The 18858-nt window shown below is 60.0% G+C and carries 19 protein-coding genes; 7 read left to right on the top strand and 12 right to left on the bottom strand.

What is annotated here, in order from left to right; translation table 11 throughout:
* Positions 1 to 24: 24 nt before the first annotated feature.
* From ACTIFP_RS05145 to ACTIFP_RS05115, 7 genes are all read left to right on the top strand, one after another.
* Positions 25 to 1458: a capsular polysaccharide export protein, LipB/KpsS family gene (locus tag ACTIFP_RS05145; protein WP_439567639.1), complete on the top strand. Its 1434-nt coding sequence runs from the start codon at positions 25 to 27 to the stop codon at positions 1456 to 1458.
* A 147-nt stretch (positions 1459 to 1605) separates the two neighbouring features.
* Entirely contained in the window at positions 1606 to 1752 is a 147-nt protein-coding gene (locus ACTIFP_RS05140) for a hypothetical protein (protein WP_439567638.1), read from the top strand.
* A 67-nt stretch (positions 1753 to 1819) separates the two neighbouring features.
* The gene (locus ACTIFP_RS05135) at positions 1820 to 3034 is read left to right on the top strand and encodes a hypothetical protein (RefSeq protein ID WP_439567637.1); all 1215 of its coding nucleotides are present in this window, start codon (positions 1820 to 1822) and stop codon (positions 3032 to 3034) included.
* A 149-nt stretch (positions 3035 to 3183) separates the two neighbouring features.
* Positions 3184 to 4407 (top strand): hypothetical protein, encoded by a 1224-nt coding sequence (locus ACTIFP_RS05130; protein ID WP_439567636.1) that lies wholly within the window; start codon positions 3184 to 3186, stop codon positions 4405 to 4407.
* Positions 4408 to 4439: 32 nt separating this feature from the next.
* Entirely contained in the window at positions 4440 to 5561 is a 1122-nt protein-coding gene (locus ACTIFP_RS05125; RefSeq protein WP_439567635.1) for an NAD-dependent epimerase/dehydratase family protein, read from the top strand.
* A gap of 17 nt (positions 5562 to 5578) precedes the next feature.
* Positions 5579 to 6643 carry a hypothetical protein gene (locus tag ACTIFP_RS05120; protein ID WP_439567634.1) on the top strand — a complete coding sequence of 355 codons (1065 nt, stop codon included), beginning with the start codon at positions 5579 to 5581 and terminating at the stop codon, positions 6641 to 6643.
* Positions 6640 to 7206 (top strand): serine O-acetyltransferase, encoded by a 567-nt coding sequence (locus ACTIFP_RS05115; RefSeq protein WP_439567633.1) that lies wholly within the window; start codon positions 6640 to 6642, stop codon positions 7204 to 7206. The genes ACTIFP_RS05120 and ACTIFP_RS05115 overlap by 4 nt, the downstream gene beginning before the upstream one ends.
* A gap of 16 nt (positions 7207 to 7222) precedes the next feature.
* Here the strand turns inward: ACTIFP_RS05115 and ACTIFP_RS05110 are convergent, their stop codons facing one another.
* The 12 genes from ACTIFP_RS05110 to pseI all read right to left on the bottom strand — a co-directional run bounded on the left by ACTIFP_RS05110 (position 7223) and on the right by pseI (position 18854).
* Entirely contained in the window at positions 7223 to 8023 is an 801-nt protein-coding gene (locus ACTIFP_RS05110; RefSeq protein ID WP_439567632.1) for a metallophosphoesterase, read from the bottom strand.
* A 220-nt stretch (positions 8024 to 8243) separates the two neighbouring features.
* On the bottom strand, positions 8244 to 9320 hold the full coding sequence (locus ACTIFP_RS05105; RefSeq protein ID WP_439567631.1) for a Gfo/Idh/MocA family protein: 1077 nt from the start codon (positions 9318 to 9320) through the stop codon (positions 8244 to 8246).
* Positions 9317 to 10318: a zinc-dependent alcohol dehydrogenase gene (locus tag ACTIFP_RS05100; protein WP_439567630.1), complete on the bottom strand. Its 1002-nt coding sequence runs from the start codon at positions 10316 to 10318 to the stop codon at positions 9317 to 9319. The genes ACTIFP_RS05105 and ACTIFP_RS05100 overlap by 4 nt, the downstream gene beginning before the upstream one ends.
* On the bottom strand, positions 10315 to 11580 hold the full coding sequence (locus ACTIFP_RS05095; protein WP_439567629.1) for an N-acetyl sugar amidotransferase: 1266 nt from the start codon (positions 11578 to 11580) through the stop codon (positions 10315 to 10317). Before ACTIFP_RS05095 ends, ACTIFP_RS05100 begins: the two co-directional genes overlap by 4 nt.
* Positions 11577 to 12350, bottom strand: a complete 774-nt coding sequence (locus ACTIFP_RS05090; protein WP_439567628.1) for a HisA/HisF-related TIM barrel protein — start codon at positions 12348 to 12350, stop codon at positions 11577 to 11579. Before ACTIFP_RS05090 ends, ACTIFP_RS05095 begins: the two co-directional genes overlap by 4 nt.
* Positions 12347 to 12973, bottom strand: a complete 627-nt coding sequence (hisH, locus tag ACTIFP_RS05085; protein WP_439567627.1) for an imidazole glycerol phosphate synthase subunit HisH — start codon at positions 12971 to 12973, stop codon at positions 12347 to 12349. The genes ACTIFP_RS05090 and hisH overlap by 4 nt, the downstream gene beginning before the upstream one ends.
* Positions 12970 to 14100 carry an N-acetyl sugar amidotransferase gene (locus ACTIFP_RS05080; protein WP_439567626.1) on the bottom strand — a complete coding sequence of 377 codons (1131 nt, stop codon included), beginning with the start codon at positions 14098 to 14100 and terminating at the stop codon, positions 12970 to 12972. Before ACTIFP_RS05080 ends, hisH begins: the two co-directional genes overlap by 4 nt.
* Positions 14097 to 14987, bottom strand: coding sequence for a hypothetical protein (locus tag ACTIFP_RS05075; RefSeq protein ID WP_439567625.1), 891 nt, complete (start codon positions 14985 to 14987; stop codon positions 14097 to 14099). The genes ACTIFP_RS05080 and ACTIFP_RS05075 overlap by 4 nt, the downstream gene beginning before the upstream one ends.
* Positions 14984 to 15517 carry a GNAT family N-acetyltransferase gene (locus ACTIFP_RS05070; RefSeq protein ID WP_439567624.1) on the bottom strand — a complete coding sequence of 178 codons (534 nt, stop codon included), beginning with the start codon at positions 15515 to 15517 and terminating at the stop codon, positions 14984 to 14986. The genes ACTIFP_RS05075 and ACTIFP_RS05070 overlap by 4 nt, the downstream gene beginning before the upstream one ends.
* Positions 15492 to 16796 carry a DegT/DnrJ/EryC1/StrS family aminotransferase gene (locus ACTIFP_RS05065; protein WP_439567623.1) on the bottom strand — a complete coding sequence of 435 codons (1305 nt, stop codon included), beginning with the start codon at positions 16794 to 16796 and terminating at the stop codon, positions 15492 to 15494. Before ACTIFP_RS05065 ends, ACTIFP_RS05070 begins: the two co-directional genes overlap by 26 nt.
* A 7-nt stretch (positions 16797 to 16803) precedes the next feature.
* Positions 16804 to 17796 (bottom strand): Gfo/Idh/MocA family oxidoreductase, encoded by a 993-nt coding sequence (locus ACTIFP_RS05060; RefSeq protein WP_439567622.1) that lies wholly within the window; start codon positions 17794 to 17796, stop codon positions 16804 to 16806.
* Positions 17797 to 17816: 20 nt separating this feature from the next.
* On the bottom strand, positions 17817 to 18854 hold the full coding sequence (gene pseI / locus ACTIFP_RS05055) for a pseudaminic acid synthase (protein ID WP_439567621.1): 1038 nt from the start codon (positions 18852 to 18854) through the stop codon (positions 17817 to 17819).
* Between the last annotated feature and the right edge of the window lie 4 nt (positions 18855 to 18858).

The raw sequence follows: 18858 nt of genomic DNA, 5'->3' as shown, positions 1-18858 counted from the left end.
TCATATTTGGCTCGTTTGTTACCGATGATTGGTACGCGCGATCCTGGCGCGACCTATCTTCACATCGCGCAGACTGAAACAGAAGCCGCGTTAATTCGCAGCCAAGGAGGAACGGTCGTGCTCGTTGTCGAGACTGCCGTTCGCGATGCATGGAAAACCGCGCCCGACGCATGGTCCGAACCTCAAGATTTCCGGCGAGCAACAGGTTTCGATTGGTCTCCCATGGCGCTCGATCGTTATATGAGCAGCTTCTCTCACGCCGATCGCCAGCGCATCGCGGCAATCCTGTTCGCAAAGATCAGCGAATTATTCCAGGCACACCGTATCGACTTCTTCCTGAACGAGCCGGTCGCTCACTTTCTCGGGCACGTCATATTTTACCTCTCGGGAAAGAACGAGGTGCAGCAACTGCTTTGGTGCAACACATATTTTCCTGGATATTTTTATTTTTCCGAAAATCTCGACATTTCAGAGGCTAACCGGCCCACGCCCATGTCGCCGATTGAAGAAGAGGCGCTGCGCGAGTCGGTCATATCCTACGCGCACGGCGTTGCGGCAGACCGCGCCGGGCCGATCTACCACCATACTTTTACGAAGGACCGATCCAAAAAACCGGGCCTCTTCAATGCGCGCAAAGGTTTTGCTCCCTATGTCGTGAAACCGGGAGCCGCCGCTATACTGTTCCAGGTCGTGCGTCTCGCGCGGTCCGTTGTCCGGCGTGCGTTGTTTCGGCAGCACGGCGACTATATTTCGGCAGGCTCGATACGCGAACATTTCTTTTATCTTCGCTGTCTTGTGGCTCGCCGCGCTGACTATGATGCGATTCCTGCAGAATTCTCCAACGACAATGTAGTTTACCCGCTACAATACGAGCCTGAGGCTTCGCTGTTGTATTTCGCGCCAGAGATCGTCGACCAATATTCCTTCGTCGAGACGATCTTGCGTGCCCTGCCGAGCAATAAACGCTTGTGGGTCAAGGAACATCCCAATCAATTCGGAGCGTTGCGGACCAAGCGCTGGCGCGATCTGAAGTCGCGCTACCACAATCTTCGTTTCGTCCATGGGCGCGAGAGCGGGCGAAGTCTAATCCGCGCATCACCGCTGGTTGTCACGATTTCGAGCACCATGGGACTGGATGGGCTGCTAATGGGTCGCAGGCTGCTAGTGGCAGGCCGGGTTTTCTTCAATCAGTTTACAGGCGCAAAGCGTATCCAATCCTACGCCGCTCTCGCGACAGAGCTTAACGACGCGAAGAACTATATCGTGGGAGATCAGATAGAAGACAATATCAAGGAAATGGTAGCCTTCGGCCGTCATTGCTATCCGGGCGATCCGCAACCCGCTGAGATCCTGTACAGCGAAGAAAATCTCAACCGGTTGGTCAACGCCATTGTGGCTCAGACAGGTCGATCCTCTAGCTTGTTCGGCGAAAAACAAAAAACCGACTTCAAGGGGTAATTGCTCCGCCGATGTGGCTCGCTTTGAGCGTGACCGGATCGGATCGGATCGATTCAGGCTGCCCCATTTCTTTATGCGGGCAGTCGATCTGCTGCACCGAGATGACCCCTCGATTGCGTCAGGGGACTCGCCTCGCCTGAGAATAATATGGACAGCCTGATGAGAAAACGCCTAACCCGCGATGTGACGCTTGATGCCGTCGTGAGTTTGGGGATTGATCGGTTAAATCTGGCTCCTCGCCAATTGTTCGATGTTGCGAAGACAGCAATCAGCGGCCGACTTGAGTATGCCTAAGATGCAAATCGAAGATTCTCCGACTCCCTCCTTTCGACCTGGAGTCGGCAGCGCGGTTTTTCTTGTCGTGATGATCGGGGCTGCGGCCCTCACGTCAGTGCGAATGATCGTCACTGCCTGGCATCTATCACTGACGGATTTTGCCACCTATGCGACGATTGTCGCAACAGGTGCATTTCTGTCGACAACGGTGAGCTTCGGCACGTTGGAATCAACTGTGAAGAATTTCCCGCGTCTCGTGGGCCTCGGGCGCGAGACCGATATTCTTCCGACATCCCACCTCATCATGCGCCGTTTGGTTTTTCGTGCCTTAGCGCTCGGTATTGTCACCCTGTCACTCGGCTTTGCGCTTGAGGCAGAATGGCTTCAAATGCTCGGTATCGCATTCTTCTTTTCGCTGAATACGATTTACACAGGGCTTTTGGCGTCAATGCAGCGGGCCTCCGGAACGCCATCCTCTCAAGCCTATGGCACCGTGCTGCGCGCTATGGGCGTCCTGCTGGCTGTCTCCTTCGCCGCACAGACAGGGGATTTGCTCAAAGTATTGATCGCCGAGACGCTTGCCACCCTGTTTACTTGCCGCCTTTCGGAATGGCTCTTTTTTCGGCGCAATGCAGAGCCCCCAACATCCCTTGCCAGAACCCCCATAACTCTTGCTCAAGTTGACTCCGGCGGAATTCGGCTTTTCCTTGCCTATTCTTGCGTGGCTATACCTTTTTATCTCGATCGCTTGTTCGTTACTTATGTCCTGGGCAAAGAGGAAGGCGGACGCTACGCAACGCTGGCTTTGCTGCTCACTGCCGCATCATTGCTCGTCGGCGCCTTGGCACAGCGCGCCGGACCTCAAGCCATTCGCCTCGTGCAGCTCAACGGCAATGCTGCCGCGGCGACCCGGCAAATTCTCCAGTGGAGCGCGATAGCAAGCGCGCTCTGGCTTTCTGTAATGGGCGCCGTGGCCATAGCGATAACAGCGCAGATCCTTCCCCCTGAGCTCGCGCGCTATTTCGACCGCCCGCTGCTGCTCGCGCCCGTCGCCGTTTCGGGAGTTCTGCTGACCACCGGCTTAATCGAGTTCCTTTTGATCGCGATGGACCGAGAACAGCAAATGTTGCGTTCTGCCGCGATTTTCGCATCGACGGTCGTGATCACCGCGCTTGCCGTGGCATTCCTCCGGTTGGACCTGGCCAGTTTCATGTGGATGCTAGTCACTTGCCGCATCATCTACCTGTTCCTGCTACTCTCGTCATTGCCAATACGGGGCTACCGGGGTAAGGGAGAATGAACATGAAAACTGTCTGGCCCGGGGTTGCGCTATCGCGCGACGCAAGTCAGCGTGAGATTGGAAGTACCGCAGCAAAGTAATGCCATAAGTTTTCCTTACTTACTTTGAATGAATTCATACATATGAAACTTATAGTATATTGCCTTGGCTTGACATTCTGCCTCTTCCCATACACGCAGATAATCAAACTTGACACCTACACTCAGCCATATGCGTTCTTATTCTGCTCGCTCGCTGCGGCAGTCGCATTTCCAACGCTGCGCAGCAATTTCCCGGGCAAGGATGCGGCTGCGCTTATTGGACTGGCATTCCTTGGCGTTATCGGGTTTTTGATCAGTTGCATGCCTGGGCCGACGCCGCAGGAACTGAAGTATCTCCTGATCTATATCTGCCCTATCTCCTTTGCCTTCGCCAGCTTTGGCATAGCGGTCGAATATCCGAAAGCCGCCGATCGTATCATCACCGCGGCCGCACTGGCGTGGATGGCGGTTGGCGTGATTCAAAGCGTCGTTGATCCCAGTTTTGCATCGCAGTTGGTAGGTAGCTATTCGGAGGTCGCCGAAGCTGTCGTCGATTCTGGACGCGGAACGCTCGGCCTGGCACCGGAACCGACCCATTTCGGATTCCATATGATCGTCCTGGCAACTGCGCTCGTGCTTGTCGGCGGGCGGAACTGGCTGTCGATTGCCTGCCTCATCACTGCGCTCATCATCGCGCGGTCGTCGAGCGCGGCGCTCGCATTGGCTCTGGGCGCGCTAATCTATCTGATAATTTACGGAAAAAAGGCACGTCTTTTACTGCTGCTCATTTTTCCCCTCTATTTCCTGCTGGGGATAGTCATCGAAAACCACATGTTACCGGATAATATCCGGTTGGTGAGGCTTTTGGGCGAGTTCTATCAGGATCCGCTGTATCTGCTTTCGAGCGACGCCAGCACGAACGCCCGCTTGGGGGGTATCTATGTCGGCGCAAAGCAGATCATCGCGCAGACCTTTTTTCCGGCCGGAATGACCGAAGATGCTTGGCTCGACGCGATGGGCCCCATCATGGCGCAAAATCCGTGGCTCTTGATGCTCAGCGGCGCGGGCATTCCTTCGGGGATTCTGATCGTCGTCTTCCAGTTCGGGTTCATCGCCTTGGTCCCCCTCATCTTCATTATCCAAAGCATGATGAAGGGCCTTCGCTCGCAATATGAAACCTTCCTGCTCTGTGCCGTACTTTTCGTGTTTTTCTCGCAATATATGATCTCGACGCCCGGCTTCGGCATGATCTATGGGTTCGTCATCGCCCGCAGGCTTTATGCGGCACATGCAACTTCACTGCCCCCCGTAACACCTCAAGCACCCGCCTCTGCCCGTCCCGCCTTGGCGTAACCTCCACCACTTCAATCTTTCGAGGATTCCCGATGCGTATAGCGATTACCGGCGGTTTGGGCTTTATTGGCTCGGCGCTCTCGCGCCGCTTGGTCGATGCCGGCCACGATGTGTTGCTGATTGATAATCTGTCGCCACAGATCCACGGCACTGTTCCAACCCTCGTCGCGCCGGAGGGGGCCGCCATTGAGCGGCTCGACGTCCGTGAAGCCCATGATTTTCCCGAAAAGCTTGAAGGGCTGGACATCGTCTATCACCTTGCAGCTGAAACCGGCACTGCCCAGTCGATGTATCAGGTTCGCGGCTATGTCGGCGTGAACGAGATGGGCACGGCCTCGCTCATCGAGGCGCTCGCCAAGGCGAGCAAACGCCCTACCCGCATAATCCTCGCATCCAGCCGCAGCGTGTATGGGGAAGGAGCTTATGTCGACCCGGCGGCGCCCGACCGGCTTATCCAGCCCCAGCCGCGCTTGCCAGAGCAACTCGCAGCCCACGAATGGGAATTGCGCAGTGACGACGGCACCGCGTTAAGAGCGGTTGCGACGCCCGAAACTCTATCCTTTGCTCCGGGCTCGGTCTATGCCGCGACAAAGGCATCGCAGGAACTGTTGCTGCGCGCCGCGGCGCCGGCGCTGGGGATCAAACCCGTCATCTTTCGGTTTCAAAACGTGTTCGGCGAAGGACAATCTCTGCGGAACCCTTATACGGGTATCATCTCCATCTTCTTCAATCGTGCGCGCCAAGGTCTGCCGATCCCAATCTATGAAGACGGCATGGAAACACGCGATTTCATTCACATCGACGACATCGTCGATGGGCTTATGGCCGCCATGACTGCCGATCTGCCCGATGGAGCGACAATGAACCTGGGCGCGGGCGTCGCCACGAGCGTAAGCGAACTGGTGCAGACTCTACTTGGCGCCGCAAAACTCGAGGTGCCGGTCGAGGTTACCGCACAATATCGGGTAGGCGACATCCGGCATTGCTTTGCCGATATTTCCGAAGCGCACCGCCTGATCGGATTCGTACCCCAAGTCGATTTGCGTGACGGATTGCAGCGGTTCTGCAATTGGGCCTGGTCGCAACCGGCATATGAAGATCGCCTCGATGCCGCGATGGCGGAACTGCGCGCCCGAAAACTGGCCGCGAGCTAGAGCACTGGCGAACCACGATGGACGATGGACAGGAGCGCTTGCCGCCGGTTGCCGATCTGGCGGGTAAGACAATCTTGCTGAGCGCGCCGAAGTTTTTCGGATACGAGACGGAGATAGCCGAGGAGTTAAGACGGCGGGGAGCCAGCGTCGACTTTCTTGCCGATCGCCCGTTTCGTTCACCGGCGATGCACCTCCTCGCCCGCGTCTGGCGAAGCCTCATCCTGCTTTTGACCGATCGATATTACCGTCGACAGCTAAAGAGCTTTGGTACAGTGCGATACGACTATGTTCTGATCGTGAATGGGCAAACCCTGTCCCACCGGTTACTCGATGAATTAAGAGCGGCGCATCGCTCGGCAACCTTCCTCTTCTATTTGTGGGATTCGCTCGAAAACAGGGCTTCTGCACTAGCGCTCTTGCGGCATTTCGATCGTGCGTCCTGCTTCGAGCCCGAAGCGGCCAAGCGCAGGGGCTTGCGGTTCCGCCCCCTATTCTATTGTCCCGCTTTTGATGGATCGGCATCCGAAGGTGAAAACGCCGGAAGCAAGTATGCGGTCTCGTTCCTCGGAACTGCACATACCGATCGTTATGCCATCGTATCGCAGATCGACCGCCAGCTACCCGCGCACATTACCCGGTTCTGGTTTCTCTATCTGCAAGCGAAATGGGTTCTGTTGGCATATCGTCTGCTGAATCGAGGATTCCGCGGCGCCCGCCAACGCGATTTCAGCTTCAATCCGATGGATCGCCAGGCCAGTTCGCAAATATTCTGGCAATCGGATGCCATTCTTGACATCGAACACCCCCGACAGGTGGGCTTGACGATGCGGACGTTCGAGACGCTGGGCGCCGGCAAGAAACTGATCACGACCAATGCCGATGTCCGAAACTACGCCTTTTTCGATGCAGCGAATGTCTGTGTAATCGACCGGAACAATCCCTCGGTCCCGGCGGCGTTTCTGGAGAAAGCGGCCACGCCGGTTTCGGAAGCAACGCGAAAGCGATATAGTTTGGCTGGCTGGGTCGATGAAATTTTTGCGGAGGAAGATTTCTCCTCCGTGCACCTGAGAGAGAGCCGATGACCGAACAACTGACGCTCGTCGATCTCCTCAAATCGGACCTGGAATGCTATTTCCATCACCATGGGGTGAACGACCGAGCCGTGCGCAAACGTGATTTGTGGCGGAATTTCCTCGTTCCGCGTTGCGCCCCGGTTGGTCTCTATCGCCTGTCCTATGCAACGCGTCGTACCGGATGGACGCGCCTTTCGAAGGCTCTTACCTGGCTCAACTTCTACCTTTATTCTGTCGAATTTTCGTCGCGTTGCATGATCGGACCCTATTTCTTCATGCCCCATGCCGCGGGATCGGTGATCGGTGCCGCCCATATCGGACATCACGCGGTAATCTATCATCAGGTCACTATCGGTGCGCAGTTTATCGATATCGAACATATCGCGCGCCCACGGATTGGCGATCATGCATTTATCGCGTCCGGAGCCAAGATCATTGGCGATATCGAGCTTGGCAATCACTGCACTGTCGGTGCGAACGCGGTAGTGACCAAATCCGCAGGATCCCATCAGACGCTGACAGGAATTCCGGCAATCGCCCGCCCTTCTAAGGGCGCCCGCCCAAGCACTTGAAGCCAGTCAGCCGAAGTCAGTCAGTCTTTGTCGAAAGAAAGCTCTGTTCGCGCCCCTGAAGCGTCAATGCAGTAAGGCATCCGGAAGCATAAGCACCGGTGTCGATCCCGATCCGATTACAGGCCAGATCGACATTTTCGCTAATCGAATGGCCGTGAACGACGAGCGGGCCATGATCGCTTTCGTTGTTTAGGAAATCGTCGCGGATCCAACGCAAGTCGCTCGTCTTCTGCCGATCGAGCGAAACGCCGGGGCGGACGCCCGCATGGACAAAGGCATAGTCGCCGTACAGCACCATGTCCTCACCGCGGCCCAGGAAATCGATATGCCGCTGCGGCACCGCGGGCGGAAAAAGTTCGGCCAATTCTTCGAACGTATGCTGTTCCGAGACTCCGTCGCCGCCGACGTAGCTGCGTATGGTCGCATCGCCGCCGATACGATAGAAATAGCGCAAGGCACGAACGCTACCCGACAAAGCCGCGAGCATGCACTCCTCGTGATTGCCGATCAGGTGATGAACCCGGTCAAAGCGATCCGCGAGCCCAAGAGCTCGTTCGACCACATCGCGAGAATCCGGGCCGCGGTCGACGAGGTCACCAAGCAGAATCAGAACACATTGTTCGTGGGGTCGATTGCTGCGATCCGCGTCGATCAGATCGAGCAGGTTCGCGAACAGATCGTCGCGACCATGAATATCACCGATTGCATAAATCAACATACCCGCCGGCACCGAGCGCTCGCTCCGCACGACGTCGGGCACTGAGCGCTCGCCCTGCGGTAACGCTTCGCTTTTGCGGAAACGGGAAAAAAGCCCCATGGCCTTCACTGAAACCTATTCGTACGCGCCGAATGCCCAGCGGCGCCGGCTGTGAGGATGAGCCTTTAGCGACACTGGCTCCTTGATGCCAGTGATTTGCGCGCGCAACCGCCCGGCCCGCCGCGCTATAGGGTCGGCCTGACGCCAAAGCGTCCATTTACAGCAAAAATTTTAGATCGGGCGACAACCGGCCTGCTCGGCGACAGTGAAAGATAGGACGTCAGGCATTATTGCCGCCAGTGCGTGCTTCGATGACGATGGCTGGATCGACCGCATCGAGCGCAACTGGCCGGGCACTCTCCAAATGCGATTGCACCATCGCGAAAAGAATATGCTGGCCCGTCAAAATTGCGCGACGGTTCGCGGCATTGGATCGGCGCGCCGTTGCGTCGCCGTCGAGGCAGGCAACCAATTCACGGATCGGCGCCAGCGTGCCTGCGGGTGCTTCGGGATCGAAGCCCACCGTTACCGACTGACGGTCAGGATAAGGATTAGCGCCTGAATAATCCGATATCGCTAATCCATGACCATCGTTCAGTACCGTCAATTCGGCAGACTGGCACGACAGGACTAAGTCCATCCCCGGGGAACGGCCGATGTGCCCAGCCACCCCGTCTTCGAACCAGATGGTCGCAGCCTCGATCACGGGGTCGGTCTTGATCGTCATCGCGCCCGCTGCGCGCTCGACGCCGGCGAGCCGCGCCTGCACCGCTTCGACCCGCCGACCACCAGCCGCCATCAAGATCAGGTCGACTGCGTGCGGGTGGGTCCAATAGAGCGCGCCCTGCCCAAGCGTAGCCCGAATCTCGCGCAGCGCGCCATAATCGCCACCGCTCGCAAGCGTGACGGCGTGGCGATAGATGGGGAAGAAACGGCGCACCGTGCCATAGGTGAGGAACAGATCGCCGCCAGCCTCCATCGCCTCGATTCGGCGCAATTCCGCTACCGAACTGCACAACGGCTTTTCGATGTGCAGCGCGCGCACGCCGACATCGAAACAATCGGCGATGATCCCTGCACGGCCGATCGTCCGGGTCGCGACCGTGACGAGGTCAAGCTCCTCCGCTTTCAGAAGAGACAGATGATCAGCATAGCCCCGTGCAACACCATAATGCGCCTGCGCACGCGCCAATCCTTCGGCCGACGGATCGCAAAGCGCGGCAAGCTCAAGATCTCCGTGCGCTTGCACCGCCTCGGCGTGAGCGAGCGGGAACCAGCACGCCGGTGCATATTCGCGAACCGCTGGGCTGGTAAAGGCCCCCATGCGCCCGCAACCGATCACCGCGGCACGCCTCATTCGGCCCAATCCAGAACGTAGGTAATCGCATCATTCTTACGTGCGGCGAGGTCGGTATAGGCAGTGGCGATATCCGTCCCCGCATAGCGCCCCGAAATCAACAGCGACGGATCGATCCGCCCCTCGGCGATCATCCTCGCGATCCAGTCGAGATTCGCACGCTCGTTGAATCGCAGAAAGGAACGGCTGTCGTCTCGCTCTGGCGACCAGCCCACGGCCTCGATCCGCAACTGCTTCATATAGACCTGTTCACTAGCCAGCGGGTTTTCCACCGGAACGCCTTCACCGCGCCCCGGAAACCCAAGCATCGCGATCACGCCATTGGGGGCTGCCAGCCGCAGCCCCGTTTGCCAATCGCTCCAGCCGTTAACGGTGCTGATCACGACATCGGCCCCCACGCCAAGCGCCGCTTTGGCTTTATCCAGGGCGTCCCGTCCGAACACAGTTCGTGCGCCCATGCGCTCGGCAAAAACCGCCGACGACGCCTGATCGCTGATCGCAAACACATCCGCGCCAGCGATGGCCGCCATAGCGACACTTGTCAGGCCGAGCGCGCCAAGCCCGATCACGAGCACGCGACTTCCCGACCGAATTTTCGAACGCAGAACCGCGTTATAGCCGAGGTGATAGAGATAGGCGCAAGCGATCGCCGACGCGTCGGCATCGGCCGGCAACCGGTAAAGAACATCGGCGACGGGTAGGAGCACATGGCTTCGATGCGAAGTGAAGCTCAATACCCGATCGCCCGGCGCATAATCGGGCGAGCCGCTGGCAATCACTCGGCCGACATGGCAATAGCCCTGCAGCCGCGGATAAACGACACTGGGCCGCAGCGGTGGCAGACCTTGCCAGGCGGCGATCTCCGTCCCCGGGGAAAGGGCGCTGACGATCGTTTCGCAGAGCAGTTCGCCTTCGACAGGCGCACTCAACTGCTCGCCGCGAAGTTCGACTTCGCCAGGCCCCGTCAGCCAGACCGTCGTCGCTTCGACCGCGGTCACAGCGGATAGCCTTTGCCGACAATGATATAGCGATCCGCCATGTCGCGCTCGAGCGCGCTGTGCGCTTCGAACCCCATTTTCCGTTCGGCGTCCTTTCGGTCCACGCGCGCAGGCACATCATCAATGGTTGCAGCTCGGCGCTGCCACCTTCCCGGTTTGGTCTCTTCCCAGATCGCAGGGTTACGGTGGCGGTCAAAGACGAACGCGAGCGCGCGCTCGTCGATGCCAATCCATTCGCAGAATTTGTCGAGATGGCGCAGCGGATGATTCTCGTAGTGCGCGACCAACGCGAATGCGTCGTTCCGCGTCAGGCGACCATGCCGGATCTCTCTGCACGCATGATCGGTCACTTTCGAATAGCCGTGCTTGAGCAGCTTCAAATGATCGTGGACATCCATGAAATTATAGCAGTCGACATGGTCATAGGTGTCGAAAGTACGTCCGAAGCGCGCACCCTGATAGCCGTGGCTCGCGACCATTTGTTCATGCTGCGCCTTGGGATCCCAGCGCATGTAATTGCCGAGATAGATGCCGCGCACGCCCACTCGCTCCAGATCATCATCGTCTGGATAACGATACTGCCAGACATCGTCCTCGCTCAACGTGTCGAAGATCGACAGCAGCTGATCGGGCTCGTGCCCCATCAAATCATGATCCTTACGGTAGCGCCGGGTCATCTCGACCTCGTGCTCGTGGCTGAACATGCCGACCTGTTCGAGTCCCTGATGCGCGCCCCAGATGATCAGCGGCACTTGATAGCGTACCGCAGTCTGAACCGGAAAGACCGTCTGCCCCGCCAAACATGGCCAATACATGCTGCCGAGCATCCGCAGTGCGGTGCGTGAGATATTTTTCACGGCGACCGGGTTCACATTCTGGACCAGGATGTCGCAGTCGAACTTGATCCGCAGGTTGGCGAGGTTGCGCACGCCGAGCGGCGTGTTGAAATATTTGTTGTAGGTGACGAGCAGCGGGTTGAGCCCCAGCCGCTCCTTCACGACATGCAGGATGAAGTGCGAGTCATTGGCGCCCGTCACCGGGACGATGCAGTCATAGATGCTGCCCGACTTCGCACGATAAGGCGCGACGAGCGCCTCGAGCTTCTGCCACCGCGCATCCCAGTCGAGGCTATCCTTTTCCTCATGGACGCGGCAGCCCGAACAAATGCCCTCGGCGTCAAGGACGAGGCCGAGCGCGTGGCGGGTCGAATAGAGGCAACGTTTGCACTGATGCGCGTCGTGGTCGTGGGCGAGGTCGGTCATGCGTAAAAGGTCCGCTGAAAGCTGGCCGGGCGCAGGGGCACGTCGAACATTGCCTTCTTGAATTGCTGGATCGCGGTTTCGCGATAGGACAGGAAATTGCCGACAGCCGCAGCGACGACATTGGGTTCGCGCAGTACGCCGGCAAGCTGACCCGCCTCGGACAGGCCGCCGAATGTGATCACCGGCACCGAGGCGGGCAGTGCGGCGCGGAGCAGATCGGTGTCGAAACCGCCCGGCCGTCCCTCGTTGCGCCAATCGATCAGCAGCGCTTCGGAAATCAGCCCCGATTGCAGGTCATCGACAAGCGAGGGCGAGATCGTATCCGCCTGCCCGGTGCGGTAGTCGAGCCAGCGTATCGCGCCGTCCTCGATCGCCACCGGCAGCGCAGCAATCACCGCCTGCGCGCCAAGCTGTCCGGCGATCGCGCGCACCTGTTGGGGATCATCGCGCAGCAGCGCATCGAGGCTGACGCGGTCGGCCGCAAGATTGACGACCTGCCGTGCATCAGCGGCCGACCTCACGCCGCCGCCGTAGATGAGCGGCGTCGATATCCCGAGCTTGCCGATCCGTTCGATCAGCGCGAAATCGGGCCCCTGTCCTGCGCGCGTCCGGTCGATGCACTGCACGAAGATTTCATCGGCGCCCCAGCGGTCGAGATTTTCGACCAGCACTTCGGGCCGCCCGAGCGGCAGATAGCGCGAATAGCCGATCGACTGGATCGCCCAGCCGTCGCGAACGGTGACGACGCCGACTAGCCGTTTCTTGATCATGCAGATTCCCCCGCGGCGCACAGATGTTCGACGACGTTGCGCAGCAGCAGGTGCCCGTTGAGCTGGCTCTTTTCGGGGTGAAACTGCAGGCCGACGAGCTTGCCGCGCTTGACTCCGACAGTGAAGGGCGCCGTCAGCCGCGCAACACACGCGACATATTCCGACGGTGCGTCAAAGACATAGCTATGATTGAAATACATCGCCTGCCCGTCGCTTTCCGCAAGCAGGCCGTCGTCGCCCCGCACCTCGATGCTGTTCCACCCAATGTGCCAGCGATCTTGCTCGAACGGCTTGACCTCGCCAGGGATCAGCCCAAGCCCGGCGGTGGTGACCAGTTCGTGTGAAACCTCGGCGAGCAGTTGCATGCCGAGGCAAAGGCCGATGAACGGCTTGCCGGCGCGAGCGCGTTCTTGCAGAAAGCCGACCAGATCATGCTTGTGCAGCTGCTCCATCGCAGCGGGAAAGGCGCCGACGCCGGGCAGCAGGATGACATCCGTCGCGTCAAGGACCGCCGGGTCGCTGCTGACCCGGCAACGATAACCGAGATTGTGCAGCGCACGCCAGACCGAAGCCTGATTGCCGACGCCATAGTCGACGATGCCGATCGTCCGCCGTGCAATCACAGCCCCGCTCCCACACGAAATTTGCGCTCGATCCGCCCGTCGGAGCGGATGTCGAACAGCTCGCGGTTCACCGAGGCATGGACCTGGCTCCAGAACTGCGCGGTTGAAATGCCGATATAGTCGCAGAATTGATCGATATAGTCGGGTGCACAGCTGTCATCATAGGCTTCGACCAACCGAATGCCCTCTTCTCGCGCCATGTTGCCGTGGCGGATTTCCTCGTTGCAATAATCGGTCACCCGGCCAAAGCCAAATTTGTAATATTTGATCATCTGGTTGAGCGTAACCCAATCCTCGTCGAGCGAGGTGACGCCGCGAAGGTCGCCGGTATTTTCGACCGGATCTTCACGGATCTGCAGGCCGCCGGCAACCGAATACATGCCGTTGTTGGTCAACGACCAGTCGCCGAGAAACCAGCCCAGATAGACGATTTGCAACCCGTGCGCGTCGAATTCCTCGGGCGTCGGATATTGATAGGGAATCAGCTGCCTGCGGTCGATCCCGGCATCGAGCATCCAGTCGAGCGCCGCGCCTGACAATGTGTTCATATAGCGCAGATTATTGCCGTCGTAGCCGGTACGGCCCAGCGTCTTGAGGTCACCGAGTTGAAGCCCGGGATTCTCGCCCCACAAAATGAGCGGAATCTGATAGCGGATCGCGAGCTGCGGCACCGAACTGAACAGCGCGAGTTCGGTCGAGCGCGCCCAGTTGGTGAATTTGTCGAACGCCGCGCGCATCAGCCCCTGCCACACCTGCGGCGCGGGCGCCGAGATCACGACGTCGAACCCCTGCTCGATCAGGTTCGAAATGTTGCGAACCCCGCGCTCGGTAACCTGCTCGGGCGGATAGCTGAGGCAGGCGAGCAGCGGATTGAGACCCAGCTTGTCGCGGACCCACAGCGCCTGCCGCGTGCTGTCCTTGCCGCCGCTGACGCCGATGATACAGTCGAATTTCTGCCCGGGCTTGCGCGGGAATTCGGCGAGCAGATCCTGTAGGATCTCGTAGCGTTCCTGCCAATCCACGTGCGCGAGCCGGTCCCAATAGTCGCATGCCGGACAAATGCCCGCCGGGGTAAACACGGTATTCGGCCGTGTGTCCGGTTGCAGGCAACGCGAGCAATATTTCATGGAGCCGTCAATTCCTTCAAATGTATGATCCCGCGGTGCGGAAGGACGCATGCGGGGGCCCAAGGGGGCAGGCTGCAGATGACTCTTCGTCCGGCCGCCAGAGCCACCACCATCGCAAAGCTGTTCATGCCCGCAACCCACGCGCTGCCGCGGATCGCCATGGCAAGATCGGGCGACATGTCAAGGCTTGCTCCGGGATGCGCATCGATCCAGCCGTCGTATTTTCCAGCCGAATCAGATGGGTGCGGTCGAATAACCAAAGGCATGTCGGACCTGATGCCCAACCGGTCCCGCTCCGCCGCAAAATAGTCGAGCGCCTGAAACTCGCCGGCCTGATCCCGCCCCCAGTCGCTGCGTGCCGGTTCCGCGACAAACAGCACCGGGCCATCGAGGGGTTGCGGCCCGGCGGCGGCGACTTGTTCGGCGAGATAGTAGTTCGGCTTCTCGGCCACCGGTACGCCCGGAAAATCGGCGCGGGCAATCCGGGCGGCATGGGGATCGGTCACCCAAAACTCGCCCGGCAGTTGGCGCCGCCCAGCGCGCTCGAACCGCATCGGGTAGTTGACCCAATGATCAAGAACCGCAACCGATCGGAGCCCCGCCTCGGTCGCCAGCACCCGTGCCCGATGCTCGAGATCGCCGGCCCAGCCGGTTCCACTGAGCACGCTCGCCGCGCCGTCCAGCGCCGCTTCGAGCGACATATCAGGAGCCCACATCCCAAAGCGTCGCTGCCAAAGCGTCGCCGCCGGACCTGCAAGGACGATGCGAAAATCGGCCGCCTTCCCCGCTCGCGCAATCCACGCGATGATGATGTTCGCAGCGCCCGCATCATGCGCCACGACCGCGACGGGACGCGGCAGCTCAGCCAGCGGGTCTGCTTCGATCATAACCCGGCGAAGCGCGCATAATAGACGATATCCTGCGGCGCACCATCGACCAGTTCCTGCGCCTTGCGCGTCGCCTCGTGCCGCATATGCGACCGTTCCATAAGCCGGACCATAGCTTGATTGCACGCCAACGTTCCGGCCGTCAGCTTGCGGACCTCCGGCTGCGCGATCAACCAGTCGGTCAGCGTCGACCACGCATCCTGACCATAGCCGCCGCCCCAGCGATCGGGTTCACCGATCATGATGCCGACATCCACCGTTTGATGACGCGGGTTCACATAAGCGGTCATCGTGCCGATCGCGCGGTCGCCCGCCCTTTCGTGCACCGAGACGAAGAAATTGGGCGTACCCGCAAAAGACGCCAGATAGGCTTCGCAACTCGCCCGATCATGGGCGCGGAATCGCTGGTTCGAGAACCGCACAACGCGCGGGTCGTTCAGCCAACCGATATAGTCGTCGGTAATATCGTCCGGCCCGAATGGGCGCAACCAGACGAGCCGCCCTTCAAGCGGCGACAGTCGCAGCGTCATGTTCTTCCAGCGCGTCGAGCTGACCCCAAACCTTACGGAACGCCTCGACGATCAGCGTGACATCCTCGCTTGGCAACTGATGCATGCAGACAGCAAGGCCCAGATAACTCTTGTCCTGAAGCTCCTCCGCGACCGGGCATGTCCCTGGCCCATAAGCAAAATTACGTTCTCCCGCGCGCAGCGACCAAGGGAAGCCTTCGCTGCCATAAGCAACCTGCTGCGTGAAGATCGGCAGCCGGTGGAGATTTTGATAGGAGGAAGATACGCAGGGAACACCCTCAGCGCGCAGTGCTGCAGCGATGGTATCACGCGAAATGCCAAGCGCGTCGATGTCGAGCGTCATCGCGTAGATATAATAGACATGCGATGTGTAGGGCGCGACATAAGGCGTTGAAAGGCCTTTCAATCCCATGAGCCCGGCATTGAGTTCGTCGGCGACGCGCTGCCGGTCGGCGACGCGCGCGGTGAGCTTGTCGAGCTGTGTGCTGGCGATTGCTGCCTCAAGTTCGCCCATACGGAAATTATAGCCAATCATGTTGACCAGATCGGCACGCGACGCTGGCTGCACCACCGATTCCGCGTGGTTGCGGATCAGGCACATCTTCGCCGCCAGCGCATCGTCATTGGTGACCAGAATGCCGCCTTCACCGCAATGGATATGCTTGTGATAATTCAGGCTGAAACCGCCGATATCGGCAAGCGTGCCCGTGAAATCGTCGCCACTACGCGACCCAGGCGCCTGCGCCGTGTCGGTGATCAGCTTCAGCCCATGCTCGTCGGCGATCGCGCGCAATGCTGTCATGTCGGCCGACTGGCCAAAAATGTCGACGGCAAGGATCGCGCGCGTGCGCGGGGTGATGTTGCGGCGGACGCTCTCGGGATCGATGTTGAAGGTCCGGCGGTCGATATCGGCAAAGACGGGAATTGCGTTCCAATGCAGAATCGCCATTGCTGTTGCCGACATCGTCCACGGCGTAGTGATGATCTCGTCGCCCGGCTCGACACCGATCGCGCCGACCGCGGCGATCAAGCCCGACGTCCAGCTGTTGACGCCGATCGCATGCTTGACGCCGAAATAGGCGGCGGCCTTGGCCTCGAACGCCTTGACCTCCGTTCCGCCCATGAAGCCGGGGCCCGGCGCGCCGATATAGGCCGACAGATTTCCGCTGCGCACGACGCGCACCACTGCGGCCTCTTCATCGGCCCCCATGCTCTTGAAATCTTCAAGCGGGCGCGAAATCAGAGGCGATCCGCCAAGAAGGGCAAGCGGTTCGGTCATCTCTCGGTCATGTCCTTGTCTGAGCTGTCCCGCCTGCGCGGGTGCGGTTGAGCGCGGATTCCCTGATGGAATCGCATAATTTCTGCGCTGTTAGCGCGGTTCGCCCGTTGCTGGCAAGCGGCGCGCCGTGTTCCAGCCAGTCGTACAGATTGGAGGCGGCGGCGCGCATCGCCTCGAAATAACGGCCTTCGCTGGCCGTGCCCGGTTGCAGCGTGCAGTAGCCGGCGAAGGCCGCGCTTTTGCCCGCCGGGCGGAGAATCCAGCCCAGCCCGCCGTCGATCATCTCGATCGTTCCCTTTTCCGTCACGATCCGCAGCTCGAACAGCGCATAATCGCTCGCGTCACCAACGTTGAGCGCTACCGGAATATCGTCACCCGCTGTGAGCAACGCCGGAACGCTGGGGTCGTCTTCCCAGAAATCAAAGCGGGGAGCTCCTGCCGCAACCAACGCCAGTGGGCCGAGCAGCATCGCGAGCAGGTCGAGCATATGGCTCCCATTGTTCCCGATGCCCTTCGTATAGAAACCGCTCGCCGCGCGGACAGCGCCGTGGCGGCCGGCGGCGAGATCGGCGGCGAGCGCGACGATGTCAGGCGCCCAGCGCCGCGTATGATTCACCGCGAGCTCGATGTCCGCAGCTTCATAGCGTCGTACCCAGTCGGCGCTCACCCCCGCGGCTTGCGTCAGTGGCTTTTCGGCGAAGACGAGCCTCGGCCGCAGCGCCAGCGCCGCCGCCAGATCCGCCTCATGACAGGCAGTGGGCGAGCAGATGCTGACAAGATCGAACCGGCCGGCCTCGGCGCCGAGGTCGGCGACAGTCGCTGCCTGTTCGGCAACGTCCCAATGGCGCGCAAAGGCGGCGCGCCGCTCGGCGTCGGGGTCGACGCACGCCGCGATGCGAAACCCGCCCTGCGCGCGAAAAGCGCCGGCGTGGCTCAGCGGCAGGGCGTCGGCGGGTCGGCCCTCATCAAACCGTCCGCCGATATTGCCGCAGCCGATCACCAAGACGTCATAGGTGCGGGTCAGGACAGGATATCCCAGGTCACGCGCGTCCCCGCGACGAGCGGACGATGCACCTTCTTGCCGATGAAATGGTCATAGAATTTGGGTGGCAGACCATAACCGGGACGGATGGCGCGCAAATTCTCCGACGTCAGTTCCTCGCCCGCGGCAACATCCTTGGCGATGTAGAGCGAGCGGCGGAACTGCTTCGATCCCGCCTCGGCGCTGACGCCATAGGTAACGCCGCCCATCGCCTGCCACGCACGATCGCACTCCTCGCGCATCATGGCGAATTCGTGAGGTTCCATCGAAAAGGCGCTGTCGACGCCGCCGTCGGCGCGCGCGAGCGTGAAATGCTTCTCGATCAGGCAGGCGCCCATCGCGACGCTCGCCACCGCTACCCCGCATCCCATCGTGTGATCGGACAAGCCGACCGCACAACCAAAGGTTTCATGCAGGTTCGGGATCGTGTTGAGGTGGCTGTTCTCGGGCGTCGCGGGATAGGTGCTCGTGCATTTCAGCAGCACGATGTCCTTTGCGCCCGCCTCGCGCGCGGCAGCGACGGCTTCGCCGATTTCGGACACATTGGCCATGCCGGTCGACATGATCATCGGCTTGCCGGTCGCCGCGACGCGGCGGATCAGCGGCAGGTCGATGATTTCGAACGAGGCGATCTTGTACGCCGGGACGTTCAGCGTTTCGAGGAAATCGACCGCCGTCGCGTCGAAAGGCGACGAGAAGCAATGGATGCCCAGCTCCTCTGCGCGCGCCATGATTGGCGCGTGCCAGTCCCATGGCGTGTGCGCCTCGTCGTACAGGTCGTAGAGGTGACGGTTGTTCCACAGGCTACCGGGGTCGGTGATAACGAAATCGTCGCCCGGAACCTTCAACGTCATCGTTTCGGCGGTATAGGTCTGGAGCTTGATGGCATCGGCACCGCTCGCCGCAGCGGCATCGACGATGGCCAGCGCACGGCCGAGGTCGTGGTTGTGGTTCCCCGACATTTCGGCGATCAGATAGGGCCTCTTGCCGGCCGCGACTTCACGGTCCTTGATCATCATG

It is taken from the genome of Sphingopyxis sp., from assembly GCF_051861155.1.
Lineage (GTDB): Bacteria > Pseudomonadota > Alphaproteobacteria > Sphingomonadales > Sphingomonadaceae > Sphingopyxis.
The sequence above is the reverse complement of the archived record's forward strand: the minus strand, read 5'-3'. Positions and strand labels throughout refer to the sequence as shown.

Coding starts and splice junctions, on each gene's coding strand:
- ACTIFP_RS05110 (WP_439567632.1), bottom strand. CDS start 8,023: ATGGGGCTTTTTTCCCGTTTCCGCAAAAGCGAAGCGTTACCGCAGGGC.
- pseI (WP_439567621.1), bottom strand. CDS start 18,854: ATGATCAAGGACCGTGAAGTCGCGGCCGGCAAGAGGCCCTATCTGATC.
- ACTIFP_RS05065 (WP_439567623.1), bottom strand. CDS start 16,796: ATGACCGAACCGCTTGCCCTTCTTGGCGGATCGCCTCTGATTTCGCGC.
- ACTIFP_RS05080 (WP_439567626.1), bottom strand. CDS start 14,100: ATGAAATATTGCTCGCGTTGCCTGCAACCGGACACACGGCCGAATACC.
- ACTIFP_RS05125 (WP_439567635.1), top strand. CDS start 4,440: ATGCGTATAGCGATTACCGGCGGTTTGGGCTTTATTGGCTCGGCGCTC.
- ACTIFP_RS05145 (WP_439567639.1), top strand. CDS start 25: ATGATTGGTACGCGCGATCCTGGCGCGACCTATCTTCACATCGCGCAG.
- ACTIFP_RS05140 (WP_439567638.1), top strand. CDS start 1,606: ATGGACAGCCTGATGAGAAAACGCCTAACCCGCGATGTGACGCTTGAT.
- ACTIFP_RS05120 (WP_439567634.1), top strand. CDS start 5,579: ATGGACGATGGACAGGAGCGCTTGCCGCCGGTTGCCGATCTGGCGGGT.
- ACTIFP_RS05075 (WP_439567625.1), bottom strand. CDS start 14,987: ATGATCGAAGCAGACCCGCTGGCTGAGCTGCCGCGTCCCGTCGCGGTC.
- ACTIFP_RS05090 (WP_439567628.1), bottom strand. CDS start 12,350: ATGATCAAGAAACGGCTAGTCGGCGTCGTCACCGTTCGCGACGGCTGG.
- ACTIFP_RS05115 (WP_439567633.1), top strand. CDS start 6,640: ATGACCGAACAACTGACGCTCGTCGATCTCCTCAAATCGGACCTGGAA.
- ACTIFP_RS05105 (WP_439567631.1), bottom strand. CDS start 9,320: ATGAGGCGTGCCGCGGTGATCGGTTGCGGGCGCATGGGGGCCTTTACC.
- ACTIFP_RS05095 (WP_439567629.1), bottom strand. CDS start 11,580: ATGACCGACCTCGCCCACGACCACGACGCGCATCAGTGCAAACGTTGC.
- ACTIFP_RS05070 (WP_439567624.1), bottom strand. CDS start 15,517: ATGACGCTGCGACTGTCGCCGCTTGAAGGGCGGCTCGTCTGGTTGCGC.